We start from the raw sequence: 25,266 nt of genomic DNA, 5'->3' as shown, positions 1-25,266 counted from the left end.
TCCAAAGTTGTACTATGTATAGAAAACTTTTACTCTTATTTTTTGGCTTATTTCCTTTATTAACGCTGGCGCAAACCTCTGACAGCGTGCCGGCAGTGCCCGTCATGCCCGGTGTGGAGGTAGCTGATGTAGAGGTGCTTCCCGGCGCGGTAGATACGAAAGGCTGGCTGCTGCTCGATCAGGATATTCAGACAGAGCTGGAGGGTGCAGTAGACAATCTGTACAATTTCAAATTCGATAAAGCAGAAAAGCAGTTTCGGTCGCTGCGGCGGCGCTACCCCGAGCATCCGATGCCGTATTTCCTGCTTGGCCTGAGTACCTGGTGGAAGATTTTGCCGACCAATATGCAGGAGAAAAAGTATGATAAGCTGCTGTATGCTTATATGGATACGGCCATTACCCATGCCGAGAAGCTGTACGAGGCCGATAATAAGAACTACGAAGCCTGCTTTTTTCTTTCTGCTGCCTACGGCTTCGATGCTCGCCTGAACGCCGAGCGGTCTAACTGGCGCAAAGCCACCGTGAGCAGCAAGCGCGCCCTCGACTATTTAGCTAAAAGTAAGGAAGCCAATGGCTTGAGCCCAGACTTCCTGCTGGGGGAGGCGCTTATGAATTATTACGCCGTCTGGATTTCGGAAAACTATCCGTTGCTGCGTCCCGTGTTGCTGTTTTTCCCCAAGGGCAACCAAAAGCTGGGCCTGCAACAGCTGCGTACCGTGGCCGATAATGGCTTTTATACCGGCATGGAAGCGAAATTCTTCCTGATGAAAATCCTGCTGAATGAGGAGGATAATCCTGCCCAATGCCTTCCTGTAGCGCGCTATCTGGCCACTACCTACCCCGATAACGGCTACTTTCAGCGCATATACGCCCTTACTTGCTTTCGGGAGCAGCAAAACCAGGAATGCGAGCGGGTAAGCCGCGATATTCTGATAAAGATCAACCGGGGAATGCCTGGCTATGAGGGCGTAAGCGGTAAATATGCCACCTATATGCTGGGTTCTCTAATGCAGCTGCGCTACAAAGACCAGGCGAAGGCCAAGGACTATTATGAGCGCTGCATCGTGTTTGCTGAAGCGGCTGGCGAAACCACGGTTGGATTCTATGTATATGCCAACCAAAATCTGGCGCAAATGGCCGCTGCCCAGCGCGATGTGAAAACGGCGCTTCGGTACTACAGTGTGGTGCGCGACAAGGCCGACCGCAAATCAGAATCGTATCGGGAGGCTACTGCTTATTACAAAAAGCACAAAAACAACCAGCTCAACTCTGGTAGCTCACCCGCGCCGCGTGCCCCATCTACTTCCCTGCAAACCCGGCGCTAATATCACCTACAAAAAAGCCCCCCAGACGTCCTTATTCAGGGTCTGGAGGGCTTTTTTGTGGGCGAATTAGCTAGCTGCTCAGCGGCTGGTGAGCCAGCCTTTCCGGTAGAAGTAGATAAGCTGGCCCATCACAATAATGGCCAGAACCCCCAGCAATACGGGGTAGCCCCAGGGTTCGTAGAGTTCCGGCATATTCAGGTGATTAATGCGGCCATCAGGTGCTTCGCGCTGAAAGTTCATACCATACAGGCCTACCACAAAGCTGAGGGGAATGAAGATGCTGCTGATGATGGTCAGTACTTTCATCACCTCGTTCATCCGGTTATTCTGGTCTGACATAAACAGCTCAACGAGGCTGCTCACAGATTCACGGTAGCTCTCGGCCAGGTCAAGGCTTTGAATGGCGTGGTCGTAGCAGTCGCGGAAAAACAGCTTGATATCATCAGGTATCACGTCGTCGGGCTGACGGAGAATTTCCGCGATTTTCTCGCGCTCAGGGTACACTAAGCGCCGGAATCGGATAATATCTTTCTTGACGTGCAGAATACGGTTGAGCAGGCGTCGGTCGCCCCGCCGCCCGGTCAGAATCCGGTGTTCGAGGGTTTCGATATAGTCGCCGATGGCGGCCATAGTCGGATAGTAATGATCGAGCACCACATCGGTGAGGGCGTAGGCGAGGTAGAGAGAAGAGCGACTTTTTATCTGGCTAAAGCCTGAACGCAGCCGGTTACGGACTGCTTCCAAACAGTCTTCGTAGTCTTCCTGAAAGCTGAGGATATAGTTCGGGCCTGTGAAGATGGAAAGCTGGTCGTCGTCAATTTCCAGGAGCGGCGTAAACTCCGTCATGCGCGACACCAGAAACAACCGCCCATCATCGAGGATATCCACTTTGGCCCGCTGATAATCGCTGAGCACATCCTCCATCAGAAGCGGGTGAATATCGAAATCGGCCATCAGACGCTGCAACAGGTCCAGGTCATTGTAGCCGCGTACATCAATCCAGTGCCTGAGGTGCTGATTGGCCTGAAAGTACTGCATCAGCTCATCATAGCTGCCGTACTCTTTTTCCAGAAAGAAATCGTTGGTATACGAAATCATGAACAGGCGCGGGGCCAAAGCGTCGGCGCGAATGGTGAGCGTGCCCGGCCGCTGGCCCACAGATTGCTCCTTGGCCTGCCGCGTCGCGTCGCGGTCAGCTACGCCATTAGGATGCTCCGTCTCGAGGCTGTCGGGCGCAGGGCTAGCGGTAGGTTGCGATGAAGTGGGTTCCATGCAGCAAAAGGAAAAATGGGGCGTTTGCGGTATCTAAGGTAAGAAGGGTTAGGGTCAGATGGACCTTAGCCTGCCGATGGATCAGTTTGGTTTCGTGGCAGCATTGTTTGGTAAGTAAGGAGAACCGCGCGGTTTTACTCGTAATTTCGCGGTCTGAATTTGACGTTTCCCTTAGTGAACTTTACCACAGGCGCTGCCCAACTGCTTGCTTTCTCTACAGCTGAAGCCCAGTACGTGGTGCGGTGTGGACAAGGAATAGAACCCGCGCTGCCGCTGGCGTTTGCGTCTTTTCTGTATATGCAGCCGGCTCATCTTGGCCTGCAAAGGTCAGCGGGCCGGTATCTGGCGTTTTACCTGGAGGACCATGCCCGCGCCCAGACCGTAGCCCAGTTGCATATTTTTATCGGTGCCGATACGAGTGCGCTGGCTTACAGCCCGTACCAGGCGCCGTTTGGGGGAATACAAATGGCCCCCAGTGTAACAGCGGCGGCCCTGAAGTCTTTTATGCTGGCAGTGCACGCAACGCTTGCGGAAGCAGGAGTGCAGAAGCTGCGCATACGCGCCTACCCCTTTGCCTACGACCCGGCCGGCAGCGCACTGATGACGCAGGTATTGAGTCAGCTAGGCTATAAGGTGACACTGGCTGAACTGAATAATCACTTGCCACTAGAGCAGGACTTTGAGACGCGGCTGCACCCATCGGAGCGGCGGCGCCTGGCCAAGTGTCGGCGCCACGGCTTTCACTTTGAGCAGGAACCGCTGTTTTTTCTGCCCAAAGCCTACGAGTTTCTGCGGCGCTGCCGCGAAGAAAAGGGCCAGCACCTGTCGCTTAGCGAGGAAAGGCTAACGGAGCTGTTTCGGGTGTTCCCCAACAACTACTTCCTGTTCTCAGTGCGCGACCCGATAGGTGAGTGGGCCGCAATTACGGTTGCCATTCAGGTAAACGAGCGGGTGCTGTACAACTTTTACCCCGCCAGCCCCCTGACTTACAATGCGTTTAGCCCGGTAGTGTTGCTCAATGAAGGATTGCACGCTTTTGGCCGGGCCAGCAACTTGTCTCTGCTCGATCTGGGTACTTCCACGCTTCCTACTGGCTTAAATCAGTCGCTATTGCAATTCAAGCGGCATCTGGGGGGCGTTTTGAGTTTGAAGCTGACCCTGGAGTGGAAGGCCGCATAGCTGCTTTGGCAGGTTTGCTGATTTCAGAAAATTAATAGGGGTTCAGCGGGTAATATTGCACCCAGCTAACTACCAGCGCTTCTGTCATTCTCCTTCAGTGAAGCTCACGCTTTGAGTTGAAACTGTAAAACCTTGATTCGTGCGTTCCAAAATGCCCCCCGGCGCTGTCCAAAATGCCCCCCAGTCTGAAGCCACGGTGCTTGGGCGGTTTTTGCGCCGCTCATTGGGCTCAACGCTGGGCATTGGAGCCCGAACGGGTGGAGCCTTGCTTCTGAATAAAATGCTGGCGCTGTATGGCGGCCCCGGCGGCCTTACGCTGCTGGCGCATTTTCAGAATCTGCTAGCGCTGTTTACTACACTGCCCAATGATGGAGTGCACGTGGGCGTGGTCAAATATCTGGCGCCCTTGCGCGCCGGCTCCGGCCGCTACCGGGCTTGGTTTGGGGCCGGCATTATTCTGAATATGGTGGGCCTGCTGCTGGGCGGTCTGGCGCTGGTGCTGGCACCGGGGCCCTTGGTGGGCGTATTCCGGCTGACTACTGGCTGGTTTCTGTGGTTTGTTAAAGGCATCAGTATGCTCTCGGCGCATGCCCTGCTCGGCTCCGTATTGCTGGCCGCCGGACGTCTGCGGGCCTATGTCTGGCTGACGGTGATGCTGAGTTTTCTGAGCGTAGGCGGAGTTGGGGGAGCCTTAGCACTTGGCTGGCGCATTGAGCAAGTACTGCTCACGTATCTGCTGGCGCAGGGCCTTACGCTGCTGCCGACGATGGCCGTGTGTTGGCGGGCGGGCCTTTTGCCGCGAATCCGGGGCAGAGTAAGCCACGCTGCCCTGCGGGGACTGAGCCGCTTTCTGCTGATGGCGGGTAGTTTGCTTTTGTTTGGAACGGCCGTGAATTTTGCCCTGCGCGAAGTATTGATTGCACGCTTCGGCCTCGCCCAAACCGACCTCTGGCAAGCCGTAACAAAGGTTTCAGACAACTATACGATGGTATTTACGGGCTTGATGAGCAGCGTGTACTATCCTCGGCTGGCTGCGCTTAGCACCCAGCCAACCGCCCAGCGGGCATATGTGCGAACGGTGGTATTGTTGTTAGCGCCGGTGTTGGCTGTAGGGCTGGGTTTGATTTATCTGCTGCGCGACTGGCTGCTGCCTTTGCTTTTCGACGAGCGTTTTGCGGCGGCCAGCTACCTTTTTGCCCCCCAGCTTCTGGGCGACTGGCTTAAATTCCTTACCTGGCTTTTGCTGTTTCTGCTGACGGCCAAAGCGCAGGTGGGACGCTACGTGGCGGTGCAGGCGGGTTCGGCGATGCTGTATGTGACGTTGTTGCAGGGGTTGTTGCCTGCCTATGGTTTGCTGGGTGTGCCACTGGCGCACGCGGCTCGTTTTGGGGTGCTGCTGCTACTCAGTGCGGTGTACTTTCGGGCTTATCTACGGCGCAGCAACGATGGATGAGAAAAACAAAAAAGCCCCCCAGGAGGCCTTAAGCAACTCCTGTCCGCTGGTAACAATTGTTGCGCTGTGTCATAACCACGCGCCTTTCCTGCGGGAAGCGCTGGATTCCATTCTGGCCCAGACATATCCCGCGCTCGAAGTTTTTCTGGTCGATAATGGCAGCACCGACGCCAGCCCCCAGATTCTGCGCGAGTACGCGGCCGCCCATCCCGCCTGGAAGCTCACGCTGCATGCCCAAAATCTGGGTTTGTGCGCCGGCTTCAATCAGGCATTCCGGCAGTCGAGGGGGGCTTTTTTGATTGATTTTGCCACCGATGATGTGCTGCTGCCCCAGCGCGTGGCGCAGCAGGTTGCGGCTTTTCAGCGTCTGCCCGCTCACTATGGCGTGGTGTATTCTGATGCGGAGCTGATCGATGAGCAGTCGCGCTTTATGCGCCACCATTTTCGGCGTACCTCGAAAGGGCTAAAGCCGCACCCGGCCTCGGGCGACGTATTTGCCGATGTGTTGGCGCGCTACTTTATCAGCACGCCCACCATGATGATGCGCCGCGCCACTCTCGACGAGCTGGGGGGCTACGATGAGACGCTCTATTATGAAGACTTTGATTTCTGGGTTCGGGCGGCTCGCAACTGGCATTTCTACTTTCTGGACGAAGTAACCACCCGCAAGCGCAAGCATCCTCAGGCCATGTCGCGCACCGCCTACTTACCCTCAGACCCCCATCTGGATTCCACTATCCAGACTTGCCGTAAGGCGCTGACTTTGTGCAAAAACCCGAAGGAAATGGCTGCCCTAGCGGTGCGCCTGCGCTGGGAAATGCGTCAAACGGTGCGCTGGGGCAATTATACGCACGCACTGGCCTTTTATGCGTTGTTGCGCCAAACGAATAAGTCGCACTTCCTCGATTGGCTACTGGCCAACTGGAGCCGCCTGCGATGCTAACTAGCGCTCATTGATATCAGCTATTAAAATTCATTTGGGAATACCGTCTTCTGTTTAATTCGGCAACAGATACAGCTCTACGCCATTGTTTTGGGAATGAAGCTTACGGCGCGGAAAACGAGCCAGCACTTGCTCAGCTGAAGCTGTTATTACCTGCGGAATCAGCTCATCGTTGCTGAGGACAGGCCTGTTAATCAGCAGCCAGATTGGCCGGCTCGGTACCTTGCGAAGCGTGTCGTAGGCCGCATAATGCTGGAAACGTAAGTTATCCGGCACCCGAAATCCATACATAATCTCGCACTTATGCAGCGAGAAGTTATCCATTAATACAACGCCCCCAGCGGCCCAGCGCAGCTCCTGCTGCATCAGTTGCTGCTGGGCAAAGTAGCCGGAGTTGCTGGGCTTAGCCATAAAGTAAGCAGGCCGAATGGCCATAATCAAGCCTACTACAGACAGCGTAGCGCCTGCAAAAAATGCGGTGTCCGGACCAAATCGCGCCATCTTTCTGCGTACGATGCCCACGGATAATAGTCCGGCAGCAAAGGCAAAAAAGCCCCCCAGCAGCCCGTACACGATACTGATACTACTTCGCAGCCATGCCGCACAGCCTAATAAGCCCAAGGCTAGTAGCCAGCCGCCACGGCCGGTGCGCGCAAAATACTCTACCCCAAAGCCCGCTGCCAAACACAGCGGCGGCAGGAGAGGAGTGAGCATGCGTGGCAGCAGAGAATTAGGATTGTAGTAGCTGAGCGAGGTGCTGCCCAGCCAGTAAAAGGCCAATGAGCTGCCCGCCAACGCCAGCCAAAAGCGAGCGTCGTTGCTTAATCGGTTGCTCTTGATTGCCGCTACCAATACCAGCAGCAACACTACTCCCAGCCCTGTACCTATAAGTAGTTGAAGCGGCATATAGGTAAGGCGAGCCACAATATCGCCAGTAGAAGTGTTGCTTACTCTCCGCACCTCATTAACCGATTCAATAACGTGAAAGCGATACAGCAAATCGTGGGCAGCTGCCTGATAAACAAATAAATAGGTGACGAGCAAGAATGCTCCGGTGCTTAGTGCGCCTAGCCAGAACTTACCGTGGCGGCGATGCCATAAATCTAGCAGCAGGAGGCTCAGGTAGAAAGGAAGGTAGTAGACGATGGTTTCCTTGCTCAGTGAGGCTGCGAAGTTCAGCAGGGCAAAACCCAGTCCCCACCAAACCGGGTGCGCCTGCGCGGGGCGGCGGCCATACAGGAGCGCTGCCGCACTGTCCGCCGCAAAGAACATCAGTACATTATCGGGGTAGAGATAGATGCTGAGGTTGAGCGTGAAGTAATGCAGCCCCAGCAGTAGCATAGCCGCGCTGGCCACTACCGGATGTTGCTGACGATAAAGCAGATAGAAAATCAGGCTAGTGCCGAACGTGCAGAGCAGGGGCCAGAAGGTAGTCGTAAATATTCCGACGCCCAGCAACTTATAAAACAGCGCTACCGGCCCAAAAACCATGAGACGCTGGTGGAGCGGGGTATAGTCAAGATGGCCCGGTTCGGGAGTCAGGTCAAAAGTGCCCGTTGCGAGCTGGTGGGCGTACCGAGCATAATTGTAGTCGTCGTAATCATAAAGGCCTTCGTGCGCAAAAATGAAGAAGGCGATAGTGAAGAGACCAACAAACGCAAGCGTAAAGTGGGGCAGTAAACGAAAGGCAGGTGCAGACACGGGGGCAAGTTATCCAATGTTGGTGCGTTAACATAGGACCGGCAGAAGAATGAAATTTTGCGCCTAACTACCGCTTTGCCCTAATTTGCGCGACCATTTGGCGCCGTTGCCCTGAACCATTGCAGTATTTGTAGCGCTAACCTGATATCAAACCTTCCCCATTATTATGAAAGCTAGCATCAACGCACGCGAGGTGACTTACCAGATTGAGGGCGAAAGTGGCCAAGCCGAAGATAAAGTGCTTCTGGCTGACAGCATCGACCTTACCCGTGGTAACTCGTGGTCCGGCGCCGGCTATATGGTGGTGGAGTTTCTGCCGGCTCCCGAGCAGCAGCAGTTGCAGGCAGGCCTAGAAGCCTTGGTGCGTGAGGCGCTGGCGGCGGTGGGCCTGCCCGTAGCTGCCGATTTTCCGGTTGCCGATTACCATAAGTTGATTGGTGATGACCAACAGCGGCATCTGGCAGTTGTAAACCTGACAAAGGAGTACACGATGGAGCGGCTGCCCGTGCCGGCGGCTCTCCTGGAAGCACGGGTGTCAGAGCTGTGCGGCCACCGGGTGCAAGCCTATAATCCATGGGATCAGATGCGCCTGTTTCATCTGCGCCTGGTAAGGCCCGGCCGCTCCGATAATAATCCGCTTCACAGGGATGTGTGGCTGCCTGATTATGATGATTGCCTTAATATCTACATGCCGGTGACCGGCAGCACCGCCGACTCATCACTAAGCTTGGTTCCGGGTAGCCATTGGTGGCCCGAAAACCGCGTGGAACGCACCCAAAACGGGGCTGTGTACAATGGCGTTACCTACACGGTTCCGGCTGTCAAACATACAGTTGAGCCCTTACAGCTTATTCGTCCCAATCCCGGTCCGTCGGAGGTGTTGCTCTTTTCGCCTTATCTGCTACACGGCGGGGCCGTAAATCTTAACGCTGATGCTACCCGATTGTCCTTGGAAATGCGATTTTGGTCTGTTTAGACGACGATCAGCCCCCTAGACATGAGTCTGTTTACCGGATTGGAAGCCAACGTGTAAGAGTTGTCGCTTAGGCCGATTTCTTAATTTAATCTTATAGCTGAGCCGGAGTAGAAGCGTACAGTACAAGCTTCGGTTGCCTTCAAATACTTGTATTTTTTATTTGTAATTGCCTATTATTCAGTTGCTCTATATGTCACAAATGGCCTCCATTTTTCCTTGTTAAGCAACTGCTTTATCGGGAAATTTGGATATAGATTAAATACCAGTGACACGCTTATGAAAACATCTATCTACTACCGTCGCCAAACTTACATGGTCACTTTGTTGCTGGCTGTAAGCTGTCTGCTGATGCTATTCACAAATTAGAACGGACTGAGTCCGTTGAAGCGTAAACGCAGACAGGCCTACAAAGCATTCTTATTCGCTTCTACCTAACGTAGTTACTGGCGGAGCGGCTGCCGTTTCGCCCAAATCAAGCTTATACAAACTGACTTTGCCCACTTCGGCTACCAGCTGCCGACCTGGATAGCAGGCCAATACCTCGGCCTCCGAATAGCGGATAAGCTTTCTCGTCAATTCATCGTTGGTAAGTGTGCTGCGGTTCAGGAGCAGCCACGCCTGTTGGCCCGGTATCAGGCGAACGGAATCGCGGGCGGCATAGCGGCGGAAATGAATGCCGGGGGGCTTTTTATGCCCGTAATAATAGTCATAGTTGTCCACCAGATAGTCGTCGACAAATACTACACCTTGCGCCGGTGGTTGTAAGTGTTTTTTAATCAGCTTGTTCTGCTCAAAGTGAGATGATACGCTTGGCTTGGTCATGAAGTAGGCCGGCCTGACCGCTGTAGTCCCGGCCACCACCAGCAAGAGTAGCGCTGCAAAGGCATAAGTGCCGGGCCGCCGCCAGCCGGCGTGAGCAGTCGGACTGGCCAGGATTGCCATTAAACCAAAGTACAAGCTCAATCCGCCGTAAATCAGGGAAACAGAGCTGCGCGCCCAGCCTGCGTAAGCCAGCAATGCCAGCGCCAGCCAGTCGGCTCCGCGCCCCGAGCGGCTAAAGTCACGAAGCCCGAAGCCTGCTGCCAAACATAGCGGCGGCAGCAGGGGAGTAGTCATGCGCGGCAGTAATGTGATGGGGTTGTACTGGGTAAGCGAGGTGCTGCCAAACCAATAGAAAGCCAGCGTAGAACCCGCCAGCGCCAGCCAATATTTGGCATCGGAATCGGGCCAGCGGCGTTGATTTAGCAAGGCTGCACAGGCAAATAGCAAGGCGCCCCCAAGCCCCGTACCGATGAAAAAATCGAGCGGGGCAGTGGTAAGACGATAAAACAACGCCCCCCGTTTGCCGAGAATATAATTGCCTTCTTTCAAGAACTCATTGGTGCGTTCAATCAGGTGGATGCGATACAGCGCGTCGTCGGTATATACCTGATAAACGGCCAGATAACCCAGCAGTAGCACGGTGCCTACAGTGAAGGCTGTCAGCCAAAACTGTCGGTTGCGCTGGCGCCACCCATCGAGTAAAAGCACGCCCACATAAAATGGCAGATAGTATACAATCGTCTCCTTGCTGAGCAAGGCCGCGAAGTTGAGTACAGCAAAAAAAGCCCCCCACAGGCCTCCCGCAACCTGTCCCTCACGCCTTCCGATAAGTAGCGCAGATGCACAGCATATACACCAGATCATCAGTATATTATCTGGGTACAGGTAATTTGTGAGATTAAGGGTAAAGTAATGCAGTCCCAGCAGCACCATGGCACCCGCCGCTACTATAGGTTCGCGCTTTCCATACAAAAGCCAAAGCACTAGTGCGCACCCCAGCGTAGCCAGCAGCGGCCACAGAGTAGTCGTAATAATGTTGATGCCAAAGGCTTTGTACAGCAGGGCAACGGGCCCAAAAATCACGGGCCTTTCGCGTAGCGGATCAACGAGCAAACCCTCAGGATCGGGCGCTAGATGGAAGGTGCCCGTGGCTAGCTGTTGGGCATAGCGGGAATAGTAATAATCGTCGAGAGCATATAAGCCTTCGTGCGTCAGGAAAAAGTAGGCAACGGTAAACAGCCCCACAAACAGGAGCGTGAGGAAAGCCAGACGAACGAACGGACGAGTATTCACGGCCGCAAGGTAGGCAGCGCCGCGCATGACCTGCTAACTTAACTCTCGGCGCTGCCTACCTTGCAGGCATGAACACCGCTACCGTGGGGGGCTTTTTTCGGGTACTACTGCTGCCGCTGCTCTTGCTGGCACTGTCCATTGGCGGGCTGGGCGCCTACTACGAAACCAACGACGACCTCATTATCACGCAGTTGCTGCGTGGTGTTACGGCGGCTGCTCCCGTCACGGATCTGCACCTTTATTTCCACGGCTTTGCCCCGATATTGGCTGCCTTATATGCGCAGTTTCCGGCAGTGCCGTGGTATGGTTTGTCGCTTTACGCTTTGCTCTACACGGCTCTGGTTTTGCTTTTCGCAGTGCTTAACCGGCTTCTGGCTGCTTGCCTGACAGCGTGGCAAATAACCTCACTCCTGATCCTCTTTTTTTGCTTGGTATTCATTGAGAATAGTCTGTGGTTCAACTACATGCGCGTGCCGTTGCTGCTCGCCGGAGCCGGGGGGCTTTTTGCCGCCCAGCGCAACCACCGAAGCGGGGCTATAGCAGTCGGAATACTGGCTTTTGGATTAGCCTGGCTGATCCGGCCCAGCGCGGCCGTGCTGGGACTGCTGGTAGCGGTGCCGGGTGGGGTGTGGCTGGGCCAGCGCCGGGGGGCCTACGTGCTGGCTGCGGCGTTGCTGGTGGCAGGAGTGGGGGGCATTTTTCTCACGCTTACTCGCTCGCCTGAAGCCACACGCTTTCGCGTTCTGGATGTGCTAAAGTCCAACCTCAACGACTTTCAACTCTACCAGCCGCAGCCAAAAACCGTTCACGATACGCTTGGTGTGCAGGCCGTTAGCCACTGGATTCTTAGCGACTCCGCTCTGGTAAACGAAGCTTTTTTCCAGCGAACCGTTCCCCAAAACACTGACTACTTTCTGCGTGAATCGGCGCCGGCTAAGCTGGCTACTCTAGGAAGGCTGGTTGTGCGCGACTACTTCCCACTGCTCCTGCTGAATGCGCTCATTTATGCGAGTCTGTTGCGCAGTCCCCCGACTCGCGGCCGGCTTGCTTTCTGGCTGACTCAGCTTGGCTTTGGCTTGCTGATCCTTGGCATAGGAGTAGCGCTAAAGCTGCCGCCGCGTCTGGGGCTGCCGCTTTTCACGCTGTTCACCCTTGGCAATGTCGCTTATTGGCTGCGACTAACCATTGCTGCGCGAGTGCCATTTCCACGTTTGGCGGTGAGCATATTGGTTGTAGCAACAGGAGTTTACGGCTACAAAACACTTCACAGAAAGCAGCTGCTGGCCGCTGAGCGCTTCCACCACGAAGCTTACCTCGCCGCGCTGAACCGCGCCACGGCTGGGGGGCAAATGCTGGTGACGGCGAACCTGGAAGTGGCGTATAAGTCCTTGTCTCCCTTCCAGGTATATGAACTGCCGGGGCGGCAGCTGCCGCTTACGGGTTGGGCCACGCTTCACCCTTCGTTGCCTAGGCTTCGGCAAAAGCTTACTGGTACACGCGACTTCAGCGCCAGCTTATATCGGTTGGCCAATAAGCCCGGTGTGCAGTGGGTTTTAGCCCCCGAAGTCGTACCGTTTCTGCACCGATATTCTCAGCATTCCGGCCCGTCAGAGAGGCTTGGCCTGACGTTCACTCTCCTCAATAGGATAACGGCGGACTCTACCCTGCCCCAGCTTTACGAAGTGCGGCCCAGAATTATAGAAAAGCCGCAAAAGCCAAAATTTTGTAATAGCCCTAGAATAGCTATATAACGTATTTGAGAAATGGGAATGCCTACATTTGGCTTTCCGATCCCTTTTACTTACTACCCCTACGTCATGCTCGCAACCGTAACCTCCCGCGGGGAGGTGCTTCAGCATCTGGAATCCTTCTTACGGGAAAATATGGGCACCTTCCTCAAAAAAGTGGAAGACAGCTGGCAGCCCTCCGATTTCCTGCCCGACTCCCGCCTCGATACGTTTTTTGACGAAGTAAAGCTCATGCGTGAGCGCGCCAAAGAACTCAGCTACGACCTGTTGGCTGTGCTTATTGGTGATACCATTACGGAAGAAGCTCTCCCCAATTATGAAGCCTGGTTTCACCAGCTCGACGACCTCAACCGCGACCCCAACAACGGCTGGGCCCAGTGGATTCGGGGCTGGACAGCGGAAGAAAACCGCCACGGTGACTTGCTGAACCGTTACCTGTACTTATCTGGCCGCGTAAACATGCGTGAGTTTGAGGTAAGCACGCAGTATCTGATTGCCGACGGCTTTGACCTCGGCACCGCCCACGATCCTTATCGGGCCTTTATTTATACAAGCTACCAGGAAGCTGCCACCAACCTCTCGCACCGCCGTGTAGGTACGCTGGCCCGCAAGGCTGGTGATGATCAGCTCTCCAAGCTTTGTGGTATGATTGCCGGCGACGAATCGCGCCACGCCCGTGTGTATCAGACGTTTGTCGATAAGATTTTCGAAGTTGACCCATCCGAAATGATGCTGGCCTTCGAGGATATGATGCGCAAAAAGATTGTGATGCCGGCCCACTACATGCGTGAGATGGGCGTGGATATGGGGAAAACCTTCGGCCATTTCACCGACGCCGCCCAACGCCTCGGTGTATACACCAGCCAGGACTACACCGACATTCTGGAAGGCCTCATCACTACTTGGAAAATCGACCAGATTACCGGCCTTAATGGTCAGGCAGAAAAGGCCCGCGAGTATATCATGGCGCTGCCCAACCGCCTGCGCCGCGTAGCCGACCGCATGCCCGTCCCGAAGCTGGAATACAAGTTTAAGTGGATTGAGTAATCCGTAAGCACTACTAAAAAAGCCCGCCAGGAATGTTTCTGGGGGGCTTTTTTGTGATAATAAGTTTCTTAATGAAACAGCCCCGGCGAGGCTATCAACGCATTCGGGTGAACCCTTGCTGCTTCCCAACCTACTAATGCCACTTTGCGAGTCGCGCCCCAGCGGTATTGGCCCAGTTCGCCGGTCTGTCGAATGACGCGGTGGCAAGGGATAAGGTAGCTGATAGGATTGTCGCCTACAGCCGTACCCACGGCCCGCACGGCTCGCTCGTGGCCGGCTACGCGGGCAAGTTGGGAGTAGGTGGTAAGCTGGCCTTCCGGAATATGCAATAGCGCAGCCCACACTTTGAACTGAAAAGGCGTGCCTTTCAGGTGCATTGTAAAGCGCTCAGTGGGAGAGAAGGCGCCGTTGAAAAACCGTGCTACCTGCTCGTGAACACCCGTTGCCTGAGCAGCAAGTGTGGCTTGAGGCCACTCCTGACGCAGCTCAGCTACCGCCGCCTCATCGGTTTCGGGGAATACCAGCTTACAGATGCCTTTGGAGGTAGTTGCTACCAAGTAGCGGCCGAAAGGACTGTCGCCGAAGCTGTAGTCGATATGCAGATCGGCGCCGCCCTGGCGGTATTCACCGGGTGTCATAGCCTCCAGATTTACAAATAAATCGTGGAGCCGGCCGGGACCTGATAGGCCGGTTTCGTAGGCTGCGTCGGCCACGGAAAGCTGCTGCCGCAACAGCGTTTTGGCATGGTCGAGGCTAAGATATTGCAGAAACTTCTTCGGCGACACGCCGGCCCACTCCTGAAACTTGCGCTGAAAGTGAAACGGGCTCCAGTGCGCCTGTCGGGCCATTTCCTCCAGGTCGGGCTGAGCCTGAAAGTGAGTGCGGGCGTAAGCAATGGCCGCCGCGATGCGTTCGTAATCCGTCATCGGAAAGTAGCTGAGATGGTAGCCAAATGTACTACCATGCCCGCGTCGCTGCCACCCGAAACTTGCGGTCTTTCCAACAAAAAGCCCCCCACAAGCCAGCTAATAGCTCGTGGGGGGCTTTTTCTGAAATTCAGAACTTACTGTGCTTGCGCGGGCGCATCATTGAAACCAGCCACCGACAGCGCCATGCCGGGTTCCATGGTGTAAGTAACCGTCCGAATGCCACCGGAAGGCGTACTGTTCGGGTCATCGGGGCGATATACGGGGAAGGAGCGTAGCAGCTGTCTGCCTTCCACCCGAAACTCATCATGACCCATATAGCCCGCAGCGGCCGGGCCGCTCAGCTCTGGTAGATTTAGGGGCCTATGGCCTTGATTCATAAACTCGTAGCCTACCAAACGGCTATAAGAGCCGCTGCCCGCTCCGGCCACGAAGACGAACAGCTCAGGATACTTATCGTCGTTGAGATTGGTGGCTACCGCGTCGCTTACTTGGCCCTCAATCGGAACGGACGTCTTAAACAACTCGCGGTTATCCTTGGCGGCGGTCAGGGAAAGCGTGCGACTAGTGCCGGTGCCGGTTGTTTGCACGCTAAAGCGATAGTCGTCTTGGGCAACTTCTTTCTGAAAACTGATAGGCACCGTGGCCTCCGCACTAGGTGCGGTCGGATTAGCGCCTTCAGTGGCCGTGCGCTGACTGTCACAGCCACTGCCTGCAACAGCTACTCCCACTAAAAAGCCCCCCAGAAGACCCTGAAAAGAATACTGCTTCATAACGAATTCCGTTGATGACGTAATCTGCCAGCCTATCTCGGCTAACCTCATTTCTCAAACGGTCGGAAGCGGTCCAGGTTGCGCTGGGGGGATTTTTTGGGTAGTTAGGGCTGCACCTGCACGCCTTTCCAGAACGCTACCCGACCCTCAATCTGCTTGGCGGCGTCTTTGGGCTCGGGATAATACCAAGCAGCGTCTTTGTTCAGCTCCCCGTTTACGCGCACGGAATAATAGCTGGCGCGGCCCTTCCAGGGGCAGGTAGTATGGGCGATGCTATCCTCAAAAAACTCGCGCTTAATCGAATCGGCGGGGAAATAGTGGTTATTCTCAACAACAACCGTATCGTTGCTTTCGGCCAGGACGGTATTATTCCAGATGGCTTTCATAGGAAGTGAAATTGAGTAGAGATAGATCTGAAGATGTTTTTACGGGCGTCGCACGCTGATTGTGACGCCATTGCAATACAAACAAGCGCCAGCGTTGTTCAACACGCAAATGTGCAGCGCGGGGTGTTTCGGCAAAGCTGTAACTTGCTTGTGGCGCATCGGATGAACATTGCCGCCCGCGCCGTTGTTCTTAAGCCTCAATCCCCCTTCCTATGGCTGCTGGTTTTCGCTTCCGGGACTTCGTGCCCGATGAATCGCCTGAAAAAGGCTTCGATTCTTTATTCAAGTTATTTATGCAACTGGTCACTATCACGTCTGGCGACGTGGCAGAGGCCCTTTCCTGGCTTTCCCAACTCGACAAGCAATATGGCCTAACCGACGGCGAGTACGGCATCGGCAACTTCATTGATGACCTGAAAACAAAGGGCTACATCGATGAAAACGAGCAGGAGAGGGGTGCTTTTAAGATTACGCCCAAAACCGAGCAGGGCATTCGGAAGTCGGCGCTGGAAGAGATTTTCGGCAAGCTTAAAAAGAGCAACACTGGCAATCACCGCACGCCCCACACCGGCCAGGGTGACGAGCAGAGCACCGATATGCGCGAGTTCCGCTTCGGCGACTCACTCGATCAGATTTCGATGACCGAGAGCATCCGCAACGCCCAGCTAAATCACGGTCTCACCGATGATTTTATGCTGGCTGAGGGCGACTTAGAAGTGCGCGAGAATGAGCATAAGTCGCAGACTAGTACAGTGCTCATGATCGATATCTCGCACTCCATGATTCTGTATGGTGAGGACCGCATCACGCCCGCCAAAAAGGTGGCGATGGCTTTAGCCGAGCTGGTAAAACAGAAGTATCCCAAAGACTTCCTCGACGTTATCGTGTTCGGTAACGACGCCTGGGAAATTAAAGTGAAGGATTTGCCTTACCTCGAAGTCGGCCCTTATCACACCAACACCGTAGCTGGCCTAGAGTTGGCCATGGATCTGCTGCGCAAGCGAAAAACGGCTAACAAGCAGATCTTTATGATAACGGACGGTAAGCCTACCTGCCTGAAAGAAGGCAACGGCTACTACAAAAACAGCTTCGGCCTCGACCGCAAAGTCGTAAACAAAACCCTGAACCTTGCTGCCGCTGCCCGCCGCCTGAAAATTCCGATTACCACCTTCATGATTGCTTCTGACCCGTATTTGCAGCAATTCGTGAACGAGTTCACAGAAGTGAACCAAGGCAAAGCGTACTTCAGTGGCTTGAAAGGCCTTGGTCACCTGATTTTCGAAGACTACAAGAAGAACCGTCGTAAGTCGCTGTAGAGCGCCCGAACAACAAGCTCCATTCCTGAGTTGAGGAGGGAGTTACCAATTCTTCTTGTATCATAATTTTTATTCTCGCAATATCTTCCCCCTTATATGGCTTACGCCCAGCTTTCTTCTCCAGAACTTCAACAAATTACTACCCTCGGTGCCCTAAAAAAATCCGGCTATAAGTCGCGCTCGGTTAAGCAAGAGCTGCGCGATAACTTGATTACCAAACTGCAAAGTAAGGAAGAGGTGTTTCCCGGCATTTTTGGCTACGAGGAAACTGTGATTCCAGACTTGCAGCGGGCAATTCTGAGCATGCATCACATCAATCTGCTGGGATTGCGTGGTCAGGCCAAAACCCGCATTGCCCGCCTGATGGTGGACCTGCTCGACGAGTATATTCCGGTGGTAGAAGGCTCAGAGCTGAACGACGACCCGTTGCAGCCCTTGTCCATTTTTGCTAAAAATCTGATTGCCGAGAGAGGCGATGATACGCCCGTATCGTGGATGCATCGCTCGGACCGCTACACCGAGAAGCTGGCGACGCCGGACGTATCGGTAGCTGACCTTATCGGCGACGCCGACCCGATTAAAGCAGCCACGCTGAAGCTGCCGTACTCCGATGAGCGCGTGATTCATTTTGGCTTGATTCCGCGCTCACACCGTGGCATTTTCGTCATCAACGAATTGCCCGACTTGCAGGCTCGGATTCAGGTATCGCTCTTCAATATTTTGCAGGAAGGCGACATCCAGATTCGCGGCTTCAAAGTGCGCCTGCCGCTGGATATTCAATTTGTGTTTACGGCCAACCCTGAGGACTACACCAATCGCGGTTCCATCGTGACGCCGCTCAAGGACCGTATTGACTCCCAGATTATTACGCACTATCCGAAGTCGATTGAAATCGGCAAGCGTATTACCCGCCAGGAAGCCCGTATTAAGCCCGCGCAAGAAGGCTTGGTGACTACCAACGAGTTGGTGCGCGACCTTGTTGAGCAGGTGGCCGTTGAAGCTCGTGGTTCTGAGTTCGTGGATGCCAAGAGTGGTGTATCGGCTCGCCTGACTATTGCCGCCTACGAAAGCCTGATAAGCGCAGCGGAGCGCCGGGCGCTGATTAACGGCGAGAAGAAAACCTACGTACGCATCGCCGACTTCATGGCGGCTGTGCCCGCCCTAACCGGCAAAGTGGAACTGGTGTACGAAGGCGAGCAGGAGGGAGCCGGCCTGGTGGCTGAAAAGCTGATGGGCAAAGCCATCCGTACGTACTTCCTGAACTACTTCCCCGATCCGGACAAGCAAAAGAAAAAGAAGACCATTCCGAACCCGTACAAAACGGTGCAGGACTGGTTTGGCAGCGGCAACACCGTCGATGTACTCAACGATTCAGCTGATAAGGAATATCGGAAGTCGCTGGATGAGGTGCCTGGCTTGCGTGATATTGTGGCATTCCTGCATCCTAATGAGGACAAAGACACGACCTATTTTCTGATGGAGTTCTGTCTGCACGGCCTGGCTGAGCACAGCCTGATTTCGCGCAACCGCGTAACGGCCGGCACGCAGTTCAAGGACCTGCTCAGCTCCATGTTCACCATGCCTAGCTTCGGCGGCGATGAAGACGAGGACGAGGAAGAAGAGAAGCCGCGCCGTCGTCGGTAAGTCTATTTTGTATCGACTACTAAGTAAAAAAGCCCCCCAGACGACGTCTGGGGGGCTTTTTTTATGAATGGAAGCTAATTGAGTTACATGTTACGGGCCTTGGCCTCGTTTTTCGCTGCCTTCAGGCGCAGCTTACGAGCCTCCAGCTCCTGCTTCTCGCTTTTGGCGCGCAGCTCCGCTTCGTTCGCGATACGCTCTTGCTCTTCTACTCGGCGCTCCATCTCCTGCACCTGTGGGTCGGAGGAAGTGCCGCCGCTGATTAAAGTGCAGCTCATAGCCAAGGGTAATGAAAGAAGTAGTATGCCTCGTTGTATGTTGGTTCTGAACATCATAGTATAGGTATTTTATGTACTACTATGCTTACGGGCTAGCTTTATAAATTGTTCATAATACGCTTGTTACAGCGTGCTGCAAGTCTGCTTTTTGTAACCAATGCACTTAGCACGGTTAACCAAAAAAGGCAGCCTATGTAGAACATAAGCTGCCTTTTCAGACGCAATTCCTGTTATCGGTTATGGTTTAACTTCAAAAGCGAGGAATTGAGAAATCTGGGCATTGCTAAAGTTGTCATCGGATACCATAATCAGGGAACGGTTGCCATTGGGCAGTTTCGGACCGAAAGTCATTCCTTCCAGATTGTCGATCCGACGGATGCCGGTGGACGCTACGTCGAGCAGCAGGCGCTTGCGCACGGGCCTGTAGTTCGTCCCTTGCAGAGAATTGAGGCCTGAGATATTGGTGGCACCGGCCAGCTCAACCTCGTAGATCTTCACCGAATAATCGGGCGTTGCGCCCACGGCAAACGACCTTTCCATCACCAGCAATTTCTTGTCCGAGAGGGTAAGTACTTCCACTATTCCATTGAGGCGGAATTGGTTGGAGGGGTTGGGCGCCTGGTGTACTGCATCGAGCTGGTAGGCGTACTGGGCGATGGGCTGACGGGTGGCTTTGTTGTACTGCACGATGCGAGTAGGCGAATTGGCTACGCCCACGTCGGCGCGGGGACCGTCTTCGTACAGCGGCTCTTCCTGAGCTGCAAATAGGTAGCGGCCATCGGCCGTAAGGTCGAAGCCCTCGAAGCTGCCATTGGAGCGGGTACCATTTTCGGTGGCCTGAATGCGGAACAACGATGGGATGCTAAAGTCGGTCACATAGGAGCCATCAAGGTTGGCCTCGCGCAGGAAAGGCTGATTGAGCGTAGGGGGCGTGAGAGTCACGTTACGAATGCCCTCACTCGACCAGATAATGCGCATCGTGGTAGGGTCGTAACGGATACCCTCCGGGTCAATGGCGTTGTTGCGGTCGGCGGCGAGGCTGGGGAAATTGGTGCCGTCGGGCCGCTTCAGCGTAGTAACGCTCGTGAACGTGACACTGGAGAATTGATTCTGGTTGAAATTGAGATTGGCCGTGTAATACCGAACGGGCTGTAGCGCGGAGGCATCGTCGCACATAATGTAGTAGGAGCCATTATCCGGGCGGTAATCGATGCTGGAAAAGCCCCCCAGCGTAGTGCCATTAAAGGTTTGGCCAAAGGGTACAATCTGCTCCCCGATAAAGCGGAGCGACGTAACCTGAATAGGCTTGTTGATGACAAACGGGTTGCCGCTATCTTCGTTGCAGGCTGCCAGAAAGGCAAGCGAGCAGCAAGCGGCTATGCGCGTAAGATGTTTCATAGAGGAGTTTGGTTTAGTGGGTGAAGAGTAAAGAACGGCATTAACCAGCTTAGGTCAGTTATGGAAACGTTACATTTTTTCTTGGTTTGCTTCAGTTGATTCAAAAGCTGGATTTAGCAGCTCCATACCCTTCATTACCACACGGGTAATGGCAGCCTTCCGACTTGTATGAGCAAAGAAAAAGCGGGCCTGCAACCGAGCAGGCCCGCTTTCGCACCATGAAAACGTCAGCTCACATGGTGGATGCCGGAAACTGATGACACCCGCTTTGCCTGACTACTTGCAGCGCGTCATCAAATGAGGCTGAAAGCGCGCTGCCCGACTTCTTCTGGCAAAAAGGGCAGGCGTGCATGTCGCCGTCGGTGTCTACGTAGAGGAAGCGGTCGGCGGCGCCGCTACAGCCCATGCGCCGCTGGTGGTAGCCGTAGTAGTGCACGATAGGCCAGCCGTGGTAGTCGCCGCTGTAGTTGAGCTTCAGGTAAAATTCGTCCAGCAGCGCTGTTTGGGCCGGGGTCAAATCAACTTCCTGCTGAGCATAATGCCCTATCGCCCGCGGCTCTAGCACATGAATAAACGTGACCCCCAGTTGCTTCGCCATCGTTGCGTATGCCATCAGGTTGGCGGCGGTGGTGAACGACTGAGTGGCGCACAGCGTCAGGGCGACTACCAATCCGGCTTCCTTGGCGTTAACCACCGCCTGAATGGCTAGCTCATACGCATCAGCTACCCCCCGAAACGCATTGTGCCGTGCGGGCTCATGATGATCGAGACTGATGGAAACGCCCGTCAGGCCGGCTTGCCTGAGGTGCTGTGCATTAGCGGAAGTGAAGTTGAAGCCGGAGGTGAATACCCAGAAGTCGGTGCCGGAGCTGGCCGTGCGCAGCACCTCCAGCATGTCGTTGATGCGCACCATGGGCTCGCCGCCGCTGAAAAAAATCTGGGTGACGCCGCGGGTTTGAAAGTTGGCTACCATCGTGCGCAAATCGGCCAAAGACAGCTTCTCCCGCTGATTCAAGGCATTCCACTCAAAGCAATGCTCGCAGGCCAGGGGGCATTTTTTGGTGATGGCCAGAAACACCATCTGCACGGCGTTCTGCGTGGGGCGGAAAGGCACCAAGCGGTTGAGCGTGGTGGCTATGTAGCTGTTGAAAGCGGCCGATGGCCAGCCGGGCTTCTGGAATTCCTGGTAGTAGCGCCCGGCCACGTAGGCTACCTTCTGCACCTGATACTCACCGTAGTACGTTGTGCGCAGTAGCTGCACCTGTTTAGCTGCCCGAAGTATTCGGGCTGGCGTTCGCAAATACTGAAACACCAACTTTTTTTCCGCCAGACTAATCACGCCATTCAGCAAAGCCCGCCTGAGCGACGACGCAACCACCGTGGGGGGCAAATTTGGCAAGTCAACGGAAAGCGGCGCTGTGGCGGCCGGCGCGGGAACGGCATCCAGGAAGTTCAGCTCAGGAATAAGGGTTGATTCCATGGTACTTACGGATTGACTAAGGCCAGATTCATTTCCTGCTGCGACTCCTGATACTTTTCCTTCGAGAACTCAATAAAGCGACCCGGTCGGCGGAAAGCGTAGAGCTGGGGCAGGTTGGGCATGCCCTCGTACTGACGAATGTGCTCATAATAGCCACGCGTGTGCAAAAAAGCGGTGCTGCGCTGGCCCGCCGCGGTTGGCGTGGCTCGATACGTAAGCGTGACCTCCGTGCCGGGCTGGAGCTGGCGCAGATAGTCGTCATCTACTTTGGACAGAACCTGGCGCTGGTCGCGGCCGATTTCGTCGCGGGCCGTCGTTGGGGGGCTTTTTTCCAGGCGCACGGGCTGGTTTGGCGTAAAATCGACGGCGGCATAGTCCAGCTCCCAGAACATGAAGCCCGTTTCTATTTTCACTTGCAGCGGCCTTGAAGCCAACCCAGCCGGCACTGTAAAGGGAATGACCAGGTCGCGGGAGGCGAGGGGGCCAACTGTGGGAATGTTGTCAATCAGCTCCCAGCCATGCGCGGTTCTGACAGAGATTTTGAGCGGAATGCCTTGGTCTAATGACCACTGATTCAGTTCTTCGGCGGGAACATCTTTCTGCGTGCGAGCCCATTCGTTGAACGCGCTTCCAAATTTCTTGGTGAACTCGCCGTAGAGATAATCCAGCCACAGCGAGTTCTGGGCGTGCAGCACCAGCTTGCCCGTTTTGGCTTGCGTAGGGTTATCGAAGCTAAGCACCACACTGTTTTGGGTGGCGCCCGGCGCTGCTTCGTTGAAGAGAAACACGTTGTGGTCGGTGGCGGCAAGCTGAGTCGTGTAGTTGACGCCGCGCATGGATATGGCTTTGGTTGGCGCTTGCGGCTGGGTTATAGTGTGCACATTGCCGGTCTTGTCCAGCAGCACTTGCACGTTTTCGGCGTGGTGCGCCACCCACAGCTCGGCTACATTGGTATACTGGCGCTCCCGCAGCTCATTCGTGATTTTGACCTGAAATTGCTCCCCAGTGGCCTGGATGTGGGGCAGCGGCATGTAGTCGTCGCGCTCCGATGGCGCAAAAATGGCCCCGCCGTACGCTTCTCCCACAAATTGATACTGCTCGCCATTGTGCGCGTACACAAACGGACAGGAGCTTTTAGTGAGCATGATAATAACTCCTATGAGGAGGAAAATGCCGACCCCGATGCCCGTTGCGCCAAGGATATAGGAGAGAGTGGTTTTGCCGGAATCTGCTTCCACCACATCCAGTCGGTTCATGGCCTTTAGTGGAATGCTGACTTGATCCGCTTCACCTGCCCGGAAGTCGGAGATATAAATGTGAACCAGATTAAATACCTGTTCTCTATCCCTCGATTTGTAGCGGGGTGAGGCATAGGACGTAGGCCCAACATATGGAGACAAGCTGGGCTCTACGTTTGCTTTTTTGCCAATAAGCTCCTCGCCATTGAGCTGCGGATTGTTGAGCTGCCAAACCGTGGCGCCCTGATGAATTAGAAAAATCTTGGATTCGGCCAGCCGGGTAACTGTCGTTGGGGTAATTTCCTCAGGCTTCGTACGGTAGTAGTTGCAACCCGAAACCAGGAGTAAGTGGGCGGCCAGCGCTAGCCAGCTCAGCGTGGTTGCTACCAGCCGTTGGCGAAACAGCCGCACAGCAGCAAACGCAGGAGTAGAGGGAGGAGCCATACAAGGGGAGTGAAGCGAAGAATCTGCTGGCATGCGCCGCTGAAATGCGAAGCGCTTATGCTCACCTCCAAGTAGGACATTGTAAACAGTCAAGTCAAACCAATTGTGGCGTTTATTCGACTTTGTATATGCTTTAATCGGTTCTTTAATGATATGTAAATCAACACATTGTAACGTTATAATCAGACTTCGTAATGTTTGATGCTGATGGGCGGTACAAACTAGAAGCTCACCAAAAAAAGCCCCCCAGACTCAGTCCGGGGGGCTTTTTTGTGTAGTTGTTTGACAGTTGGCTAAGCCTCAGTCACCACAATTTTTTGGATCTCGTCGTTGGCCTTGATCTGGTCAATAACGTCCAGACCTTCTACCACTTTGCCGAATACGGTATGCACGCGGTCGAGGTGAGCGGTGTTTTCACGCGAGTGCACGATGAAAAACTGCGAGCCACCGGTGTCTTTGCCAGCGTGGGCCATGCTCAGGATACCACGGTCGTGGTACTGGTTGTCGCCGGAGGTTTCGCACTTGATTTTGTAGCCGGGACCACCGGTTCCGGGCATGCCTTTAGCGCCCTCGCGGGTGTTAGGGTCGCCGCCTTGCACCACAAAATTGGGGATAACACGGTGAAATTTCAGGCCGTCGTAGAAGCCTTTCTGGGCGAGGTCGGTGAAGTTCTTGACAGTCTGTGGAGCATCTTTTTCAAAGAACTCGACCTTCATTACACCTTTATTGGTGTGAATCTCAGCAGTTTTCATGCGGGTAGAAAATAAATTTTTAAACACAAAGTGCAAGTCGACACTTATTAAGCTCAACTAAGCGGCGCAAAGGTAGCCAAAACATAGGGCGCGGGCGCCCACCGTTCAGCTTGCTGCGTAAGCTTAGCCATGATTACCTGTTAATCTGCTTTTTCGTTTCCTGCTTTACCACCTTACTTTCTTTTTTTCTTCAACCAAAACCCTGATCTGCTTCTTATGAAAAAGACCCTGAGAAACACCTCGTTTACGTTGCTTACCGCCACCGCCTTTGCTTTTGGCATGACGAGCTGTGGTGACAACAAAACCGCCGAGACGACCACTACCGAAACCACCGACATGGCCATGACCGATACCACGGCCATGGACCCGGCAATGGCAATGAACGACTCTTCGCGCATGGATACCTCGGGTAAAAACCTGGCGGAAAACGCCATGGCTGTGTCGCAGATAAGCACACTCACCACGGCCCTCAAGGCTGCTGGCCTCGATGACGAAGCCGCCAGCGCAGGCCCGTTCACTGTATTTGCTCCTACCAACGCTGCTTTCGAGGCTCTGCCCAAAGGCGCCCTCGATGGCCTTCTGAAGCCCGAAAGCAAAGAGAAGCTGTCGGGTATATTAACCTATCACGTAGTAAAAGGCCGCCTGATGGCCGCTGATCTGAAGGATGGCCAGCAGTTGACCACTATCCAGGGTGAAAAGCTGACCGTTAGCACGGCGGGCGGCAAAGTGACCGTAAATGGCGCCAATGTAGTACAAGCTGATGTGCTGTCTAACAACGGCGTAGCCCACGTTATTGACCAGGTATTGATGCCTACGAAGTAAGCTGGGTTACTGCTTATAGTGCAAAAAGCCCCCCAGACTGAGTCTGGGGGCTT

General features: G+C 54.5%; 21 protein-coding genes. 10 read left to right on the top strand and 11 right to left on the bottom strand.

Annotated features, from left to right (window positions below; translation table 11 throughout):
- Window positions 1-14 precede the first annotated feature (14 nt).
- Window positions 15-1,325, top strand: a complete 1,311-nt coding sequence (locus IEW06_RS09125; protein WP_187732266.1) for a tol-pal system protein YbgF — start codon at window positions 15-17, stop codon at window positions 1,323-1,325.
- 78 nt (window positions 1,326-1,403) lie between these two features.
- Here the strand turns inward: IEW06_RS09125 and corA are convergent, their stop codons facing one another.
- Window positions 1,404-2,597 carry a magnesium/cobalt transporter CorA gene (corA, locus tag IEW06_RS09120; protein WP_187732265.1) on the bottom strand — a complete coding sequence of 398 codons (1,194 nt, stop codon included), beginning with the start codon at window positions 2,595-2,597 and terminating at the stop codon, window positions 1,404-1,406.
- 159 nt (window positions 2,598-2,756) lie between these two features.
- Between corA and IEW06_RS09115 the strand changes: the two genes are divergently transcribed.
- The 3 genes from IEW06_RS09115 to IEW06_RS09105 all read left to right on the top strand — a co-directional run bounded on the left by IEW06_RS09115 (window position 2,757) and on the right by IEW06_RS09105 (window position 6,172).
- A complete protein-coding gene (locus IEW06_RS09115; RefSeq protein ID WP_188548143.1) occupies window positions 2,757-3,776 on the top strand; it encodes a hypothetical protein in 1,020 nt (339 codons plus the stop codon).
- A gap of 139 nt (window positions 3,777-3,915) precedes the next feature.
- Entirely contained in the window at window positions 3,916-5,229 is a 1,314-nt protein-coding gene (locus IEW06_RS09110; RefSeq protein WP_188548141.1) for an MATE family efflux transporter, read from the top strand.
- Window positions 5,222-6,172 carry a glycosyltransferase family 2 protein gene (locus IEW06_RS09105; RefSeq protein WP_188548139.1) on the top strand — a complete coding sequence of 317 codons (951 nt, stop codon included), beginning with the start codon at window positions 5,222-5,224 and terminating at the stop codon, window positions 6,170-6,172. The genes IEW06_RS09110 and IEW06_RS09105 overlap by 8 nt, the downstream gene beginning before the upstream one ends.
- 54 nt (window positions 6,173-6,226) lie before the next feature.
- On the opposite strand, the gene IEW06_RS09100 is transcribed toward IEW06_RS09105, so the two are convergent.
- Window positions 6,227-7,873, bottom strand: a complete 1,647-nt coding sequence (locus IEW06_RS09100) for a glycosyltransferase family 39 protein (protein WP_188548137.1) — start codon at window positions 7,871-7,873, stop codon at window positions 6,227-6,229.
- 166 nt (window positions 7,874-8,039) lie between these two features.
- Here IEW06_RS09100 and IEW06_RS09095 point away from each other — a divergent pair, with 166 nt between their 5' ends.
- A complete protein-coding gene (locus IEW06_RS09095; protein ID WP_187732254.1) occupies window positions 8,040-8,849 on the top strand; it encodes a phytanoyl-CoA dioxygenase family protein in 810 nt (269 codons plus the stop codon).
- 417 nt (window positions 8,850-9,266) lie between these two features.
- Here the strand turns inward: IEW06_RS09095 and IEW06_RS09090 are convergent, their stop codons facing one another.
- Complete coding sequence (locus IEW06_RS09090; RefSeq protein ID WP_229743082.1) at window positions 9,267-10,964, bottom strand: ArnT family glycosyltransferase; 1,698 nt, start codon at window positions 10,962-10,964, stop codon at window positions 9,267-9,269.
- 68 nt (window positions 10,965-11,032) lie between these two features.
- On the opposite strand from IEW06_RS09090, the gene IEW06_RS09085 reads away from it, so the two are divergent.
- Both IEW06_RS09085 and IEW06_RS09080 read left to right on the top strand, forming a co-directional pair.
- The gene (locus tag IEW06_RS09085) at window positions 11,033-12,715 is read left to right on the top strand and encodes a hypothetical protein (RefSeq protein ID WP_188548132.1); all 1,683 of its coding nucleotides are present in this window, start codon (window positions 11,033-11,035) and stop codon (window positions 12,713-12,715) included.
- Window positions 12,716-12,781: 66 nt separating this feature from the next.
- Window positions 12,782-13,759, top strand: a complete 978-nt coding sequence (locus IEW06_RS09080) for an acyl-ACP desaturase (RefSeq protein WP_187732249.1) — start codon at window positions 12,782-12,784, stop codon at window positions 13,757-13,759.
- 68 nt (window positions 13,760-13,827) lie between these two features.
- Here the strand turns inward: IEW06_RS09080 and IEW06_RS09075 are convergent, their stop codons facing one another.
- The 3 genes from IEW06_RS09075 to IEW06_RS09065 all read right to left on the bottom strand — a co-directional run bounded on the left by IEW06_RS09075 (window position 13,828) and on the right by IEW06_RS09065 (window position 15,844).
- The gene (locus IEW06_RS09075; RefSeq protein ID WP_187732248.1) at window positions 13,828-14,685 is read right to left on the bottom strand and encodes a bifunctional transcriptional activator/DNA repair enzyme AdaA; all 858 of its coding nucleotides are present in this window, start codon (window positions 14,683-14,685) and stop codon (window positions 13,828-13,830) included.
- A gap of 137 nt (window positions 14,686-14,822) precedes the next feature.
- Window positions 14,823-15,458 (bottom strand): hypothetical protein, encoded by a 636-nt coding sequence (locus IEW06_RS09070; protein ID WP_188548130.1) that lies wholly within the window; start codon window positions 15,456-15,458, stop codon window positions 14,823-14,825.
- 104 nt (window positions 15,459-15,562) lie between these two features.
- Window positions 15,563-15,844, bottom strand: a complete 282-nt coding sequence (locus IEW06_RS09065; RefSeq protein ID WP_187732246.1) for a DUF427 domain-containing protein — start codon at window positions 15,842-15,844, stop codon at window positions 15,563-15,565.
- Window positions 15,845-16,056: 212 nt separating this feature from the next.
- On the opposite strand from IEW06_RS09065, the gene IEW06_RS09060 reads away from it, so the two are divergent.
- Together IEW06_RS09060 and IEW06_RS09055 are read left to right on the top strand one after the other, a co-directional pair.
- Entirely contained in the window at window positions 16,057-17,160 is a 1,104-nt protein-coding gene (locus tag IEW06_RS09060; protein ID WP_187732245.1) for a vWA domain-containing protein, read from the top strand.
- 96 nt (window positions 17,161-17,256) lie between these two features.
- Window positions 17,257-18,804: a sigma 54-interacting transcriptional regulator gene (locus IEW06_RS09055; protein WP_187732244.1), complete on the top strand. Its 1,548-nt coding sequence runs from the start codon at window positions 17,257-17,259 to the stop codon at window positions 18,802-18,804.
- 83 nt (window positions 18,805-18,887) lie between these two features.
- On the opposite strand, the gene IEW06_RS09050 is transcribed toward IEW06_RS09055, so the two are convergent.
- From IEW06_RS09050 to IEW06_RS09030, 5 genes are all read right to left on the bottom strand, one after another.
- The gene (locus IEW06_RS09050; RefSeq protein ID WP_187732243.1) at window positions 18,888-19,079 is read right to left on the bottom strand and encodes a hypothetical protein; all 192 of its coding nucleotides are present in this window, start codon (window positions 19,077-19,079) and stop codon (window positions 18,888-18,890) included.
- Window positions 19,080-19,316: 237 nt separating this feature from the next.
- Window positions 19,317-20,477 carry an esterase-like activity of phytase family protein gene (locus IEW06_RS09045; RefSeq protein ID WP_188548128.1) on the bottom strand — a complete coding sequence of 387 codons (1,161 nt, stop codon included), beginning with the start codon at window positions 20,475-20,477 and terminating at the stop codon, window positions 19,317-19,319.
- Between the two features lie 232 nt (window positions 20,478-20,709).
- Window positions 20,710-21,957, bottom strand: coding sequence for a radical SAM protein (locus IEW06_RS09040; protein WP_188548125.1), 1,248 nt, complete (start codon window positions 21,955-21,957; stop codon window positions 20,710-20,712).
- A 5-nt stretch (window positions 21,958-21,962) separates the two neighbouring features.
- Window positions 21,963-23,639 (bottom strand): hypothetical protein, encoded by a 1,677-nt coding sequence (locus IEW06_RS09035; RefSeq protein WP_188548123.1) that lies wholly within the window; start codon window positions 23,637-23,639, stop codon window positions 21,963-21,965.
- A 293-nt stretch (window positions 23,640-23,932) separates the two neighbouring features.
- Window positions 23,933-24,391, bottom strand: coding sequence for a peptidylprolyl isomerase (locus IEW06_RS09030; RefSeq protein WP_187732238.1), 459 nt, complete (start codon window positions 24,389-24,391; stop codon window positions 23,933-23,935).
- Between the two features lie 216 nt (window positions 24,392-24,607).
- Between IEW06_RS09030 and IEW06_RS09025 the strand changes: the two genes are divergently transcribed.
- Entirely contained in the window at window positions 24,608-25,213 is a 606-nt protein-coding gene (locus IEW06_RS09025; protein WP_187732237.1) for a fasciclin domain-containing protein, read from the top strand.
- The last annotated feature ends 53 nt before the right edge of the window (window positions 25,214-25,266 follow it).

Origin of the sequence: Hymenobacter qilianensis (genome assembly GCF_014638675.1) — a bacterium.
GTDB classification, from domain to species: Bacteria; Bacteroidota; Bacteroidia; order Cytophagales; family Hymenobacteraceae; genus Hymenobacter; species Hymenobacter qilianensis.
The sequence above is the reverse complement of the archived record's forward strand: the minus strand, read 5'-3'. Positions and strand labels throughout refer to the sequence as shown.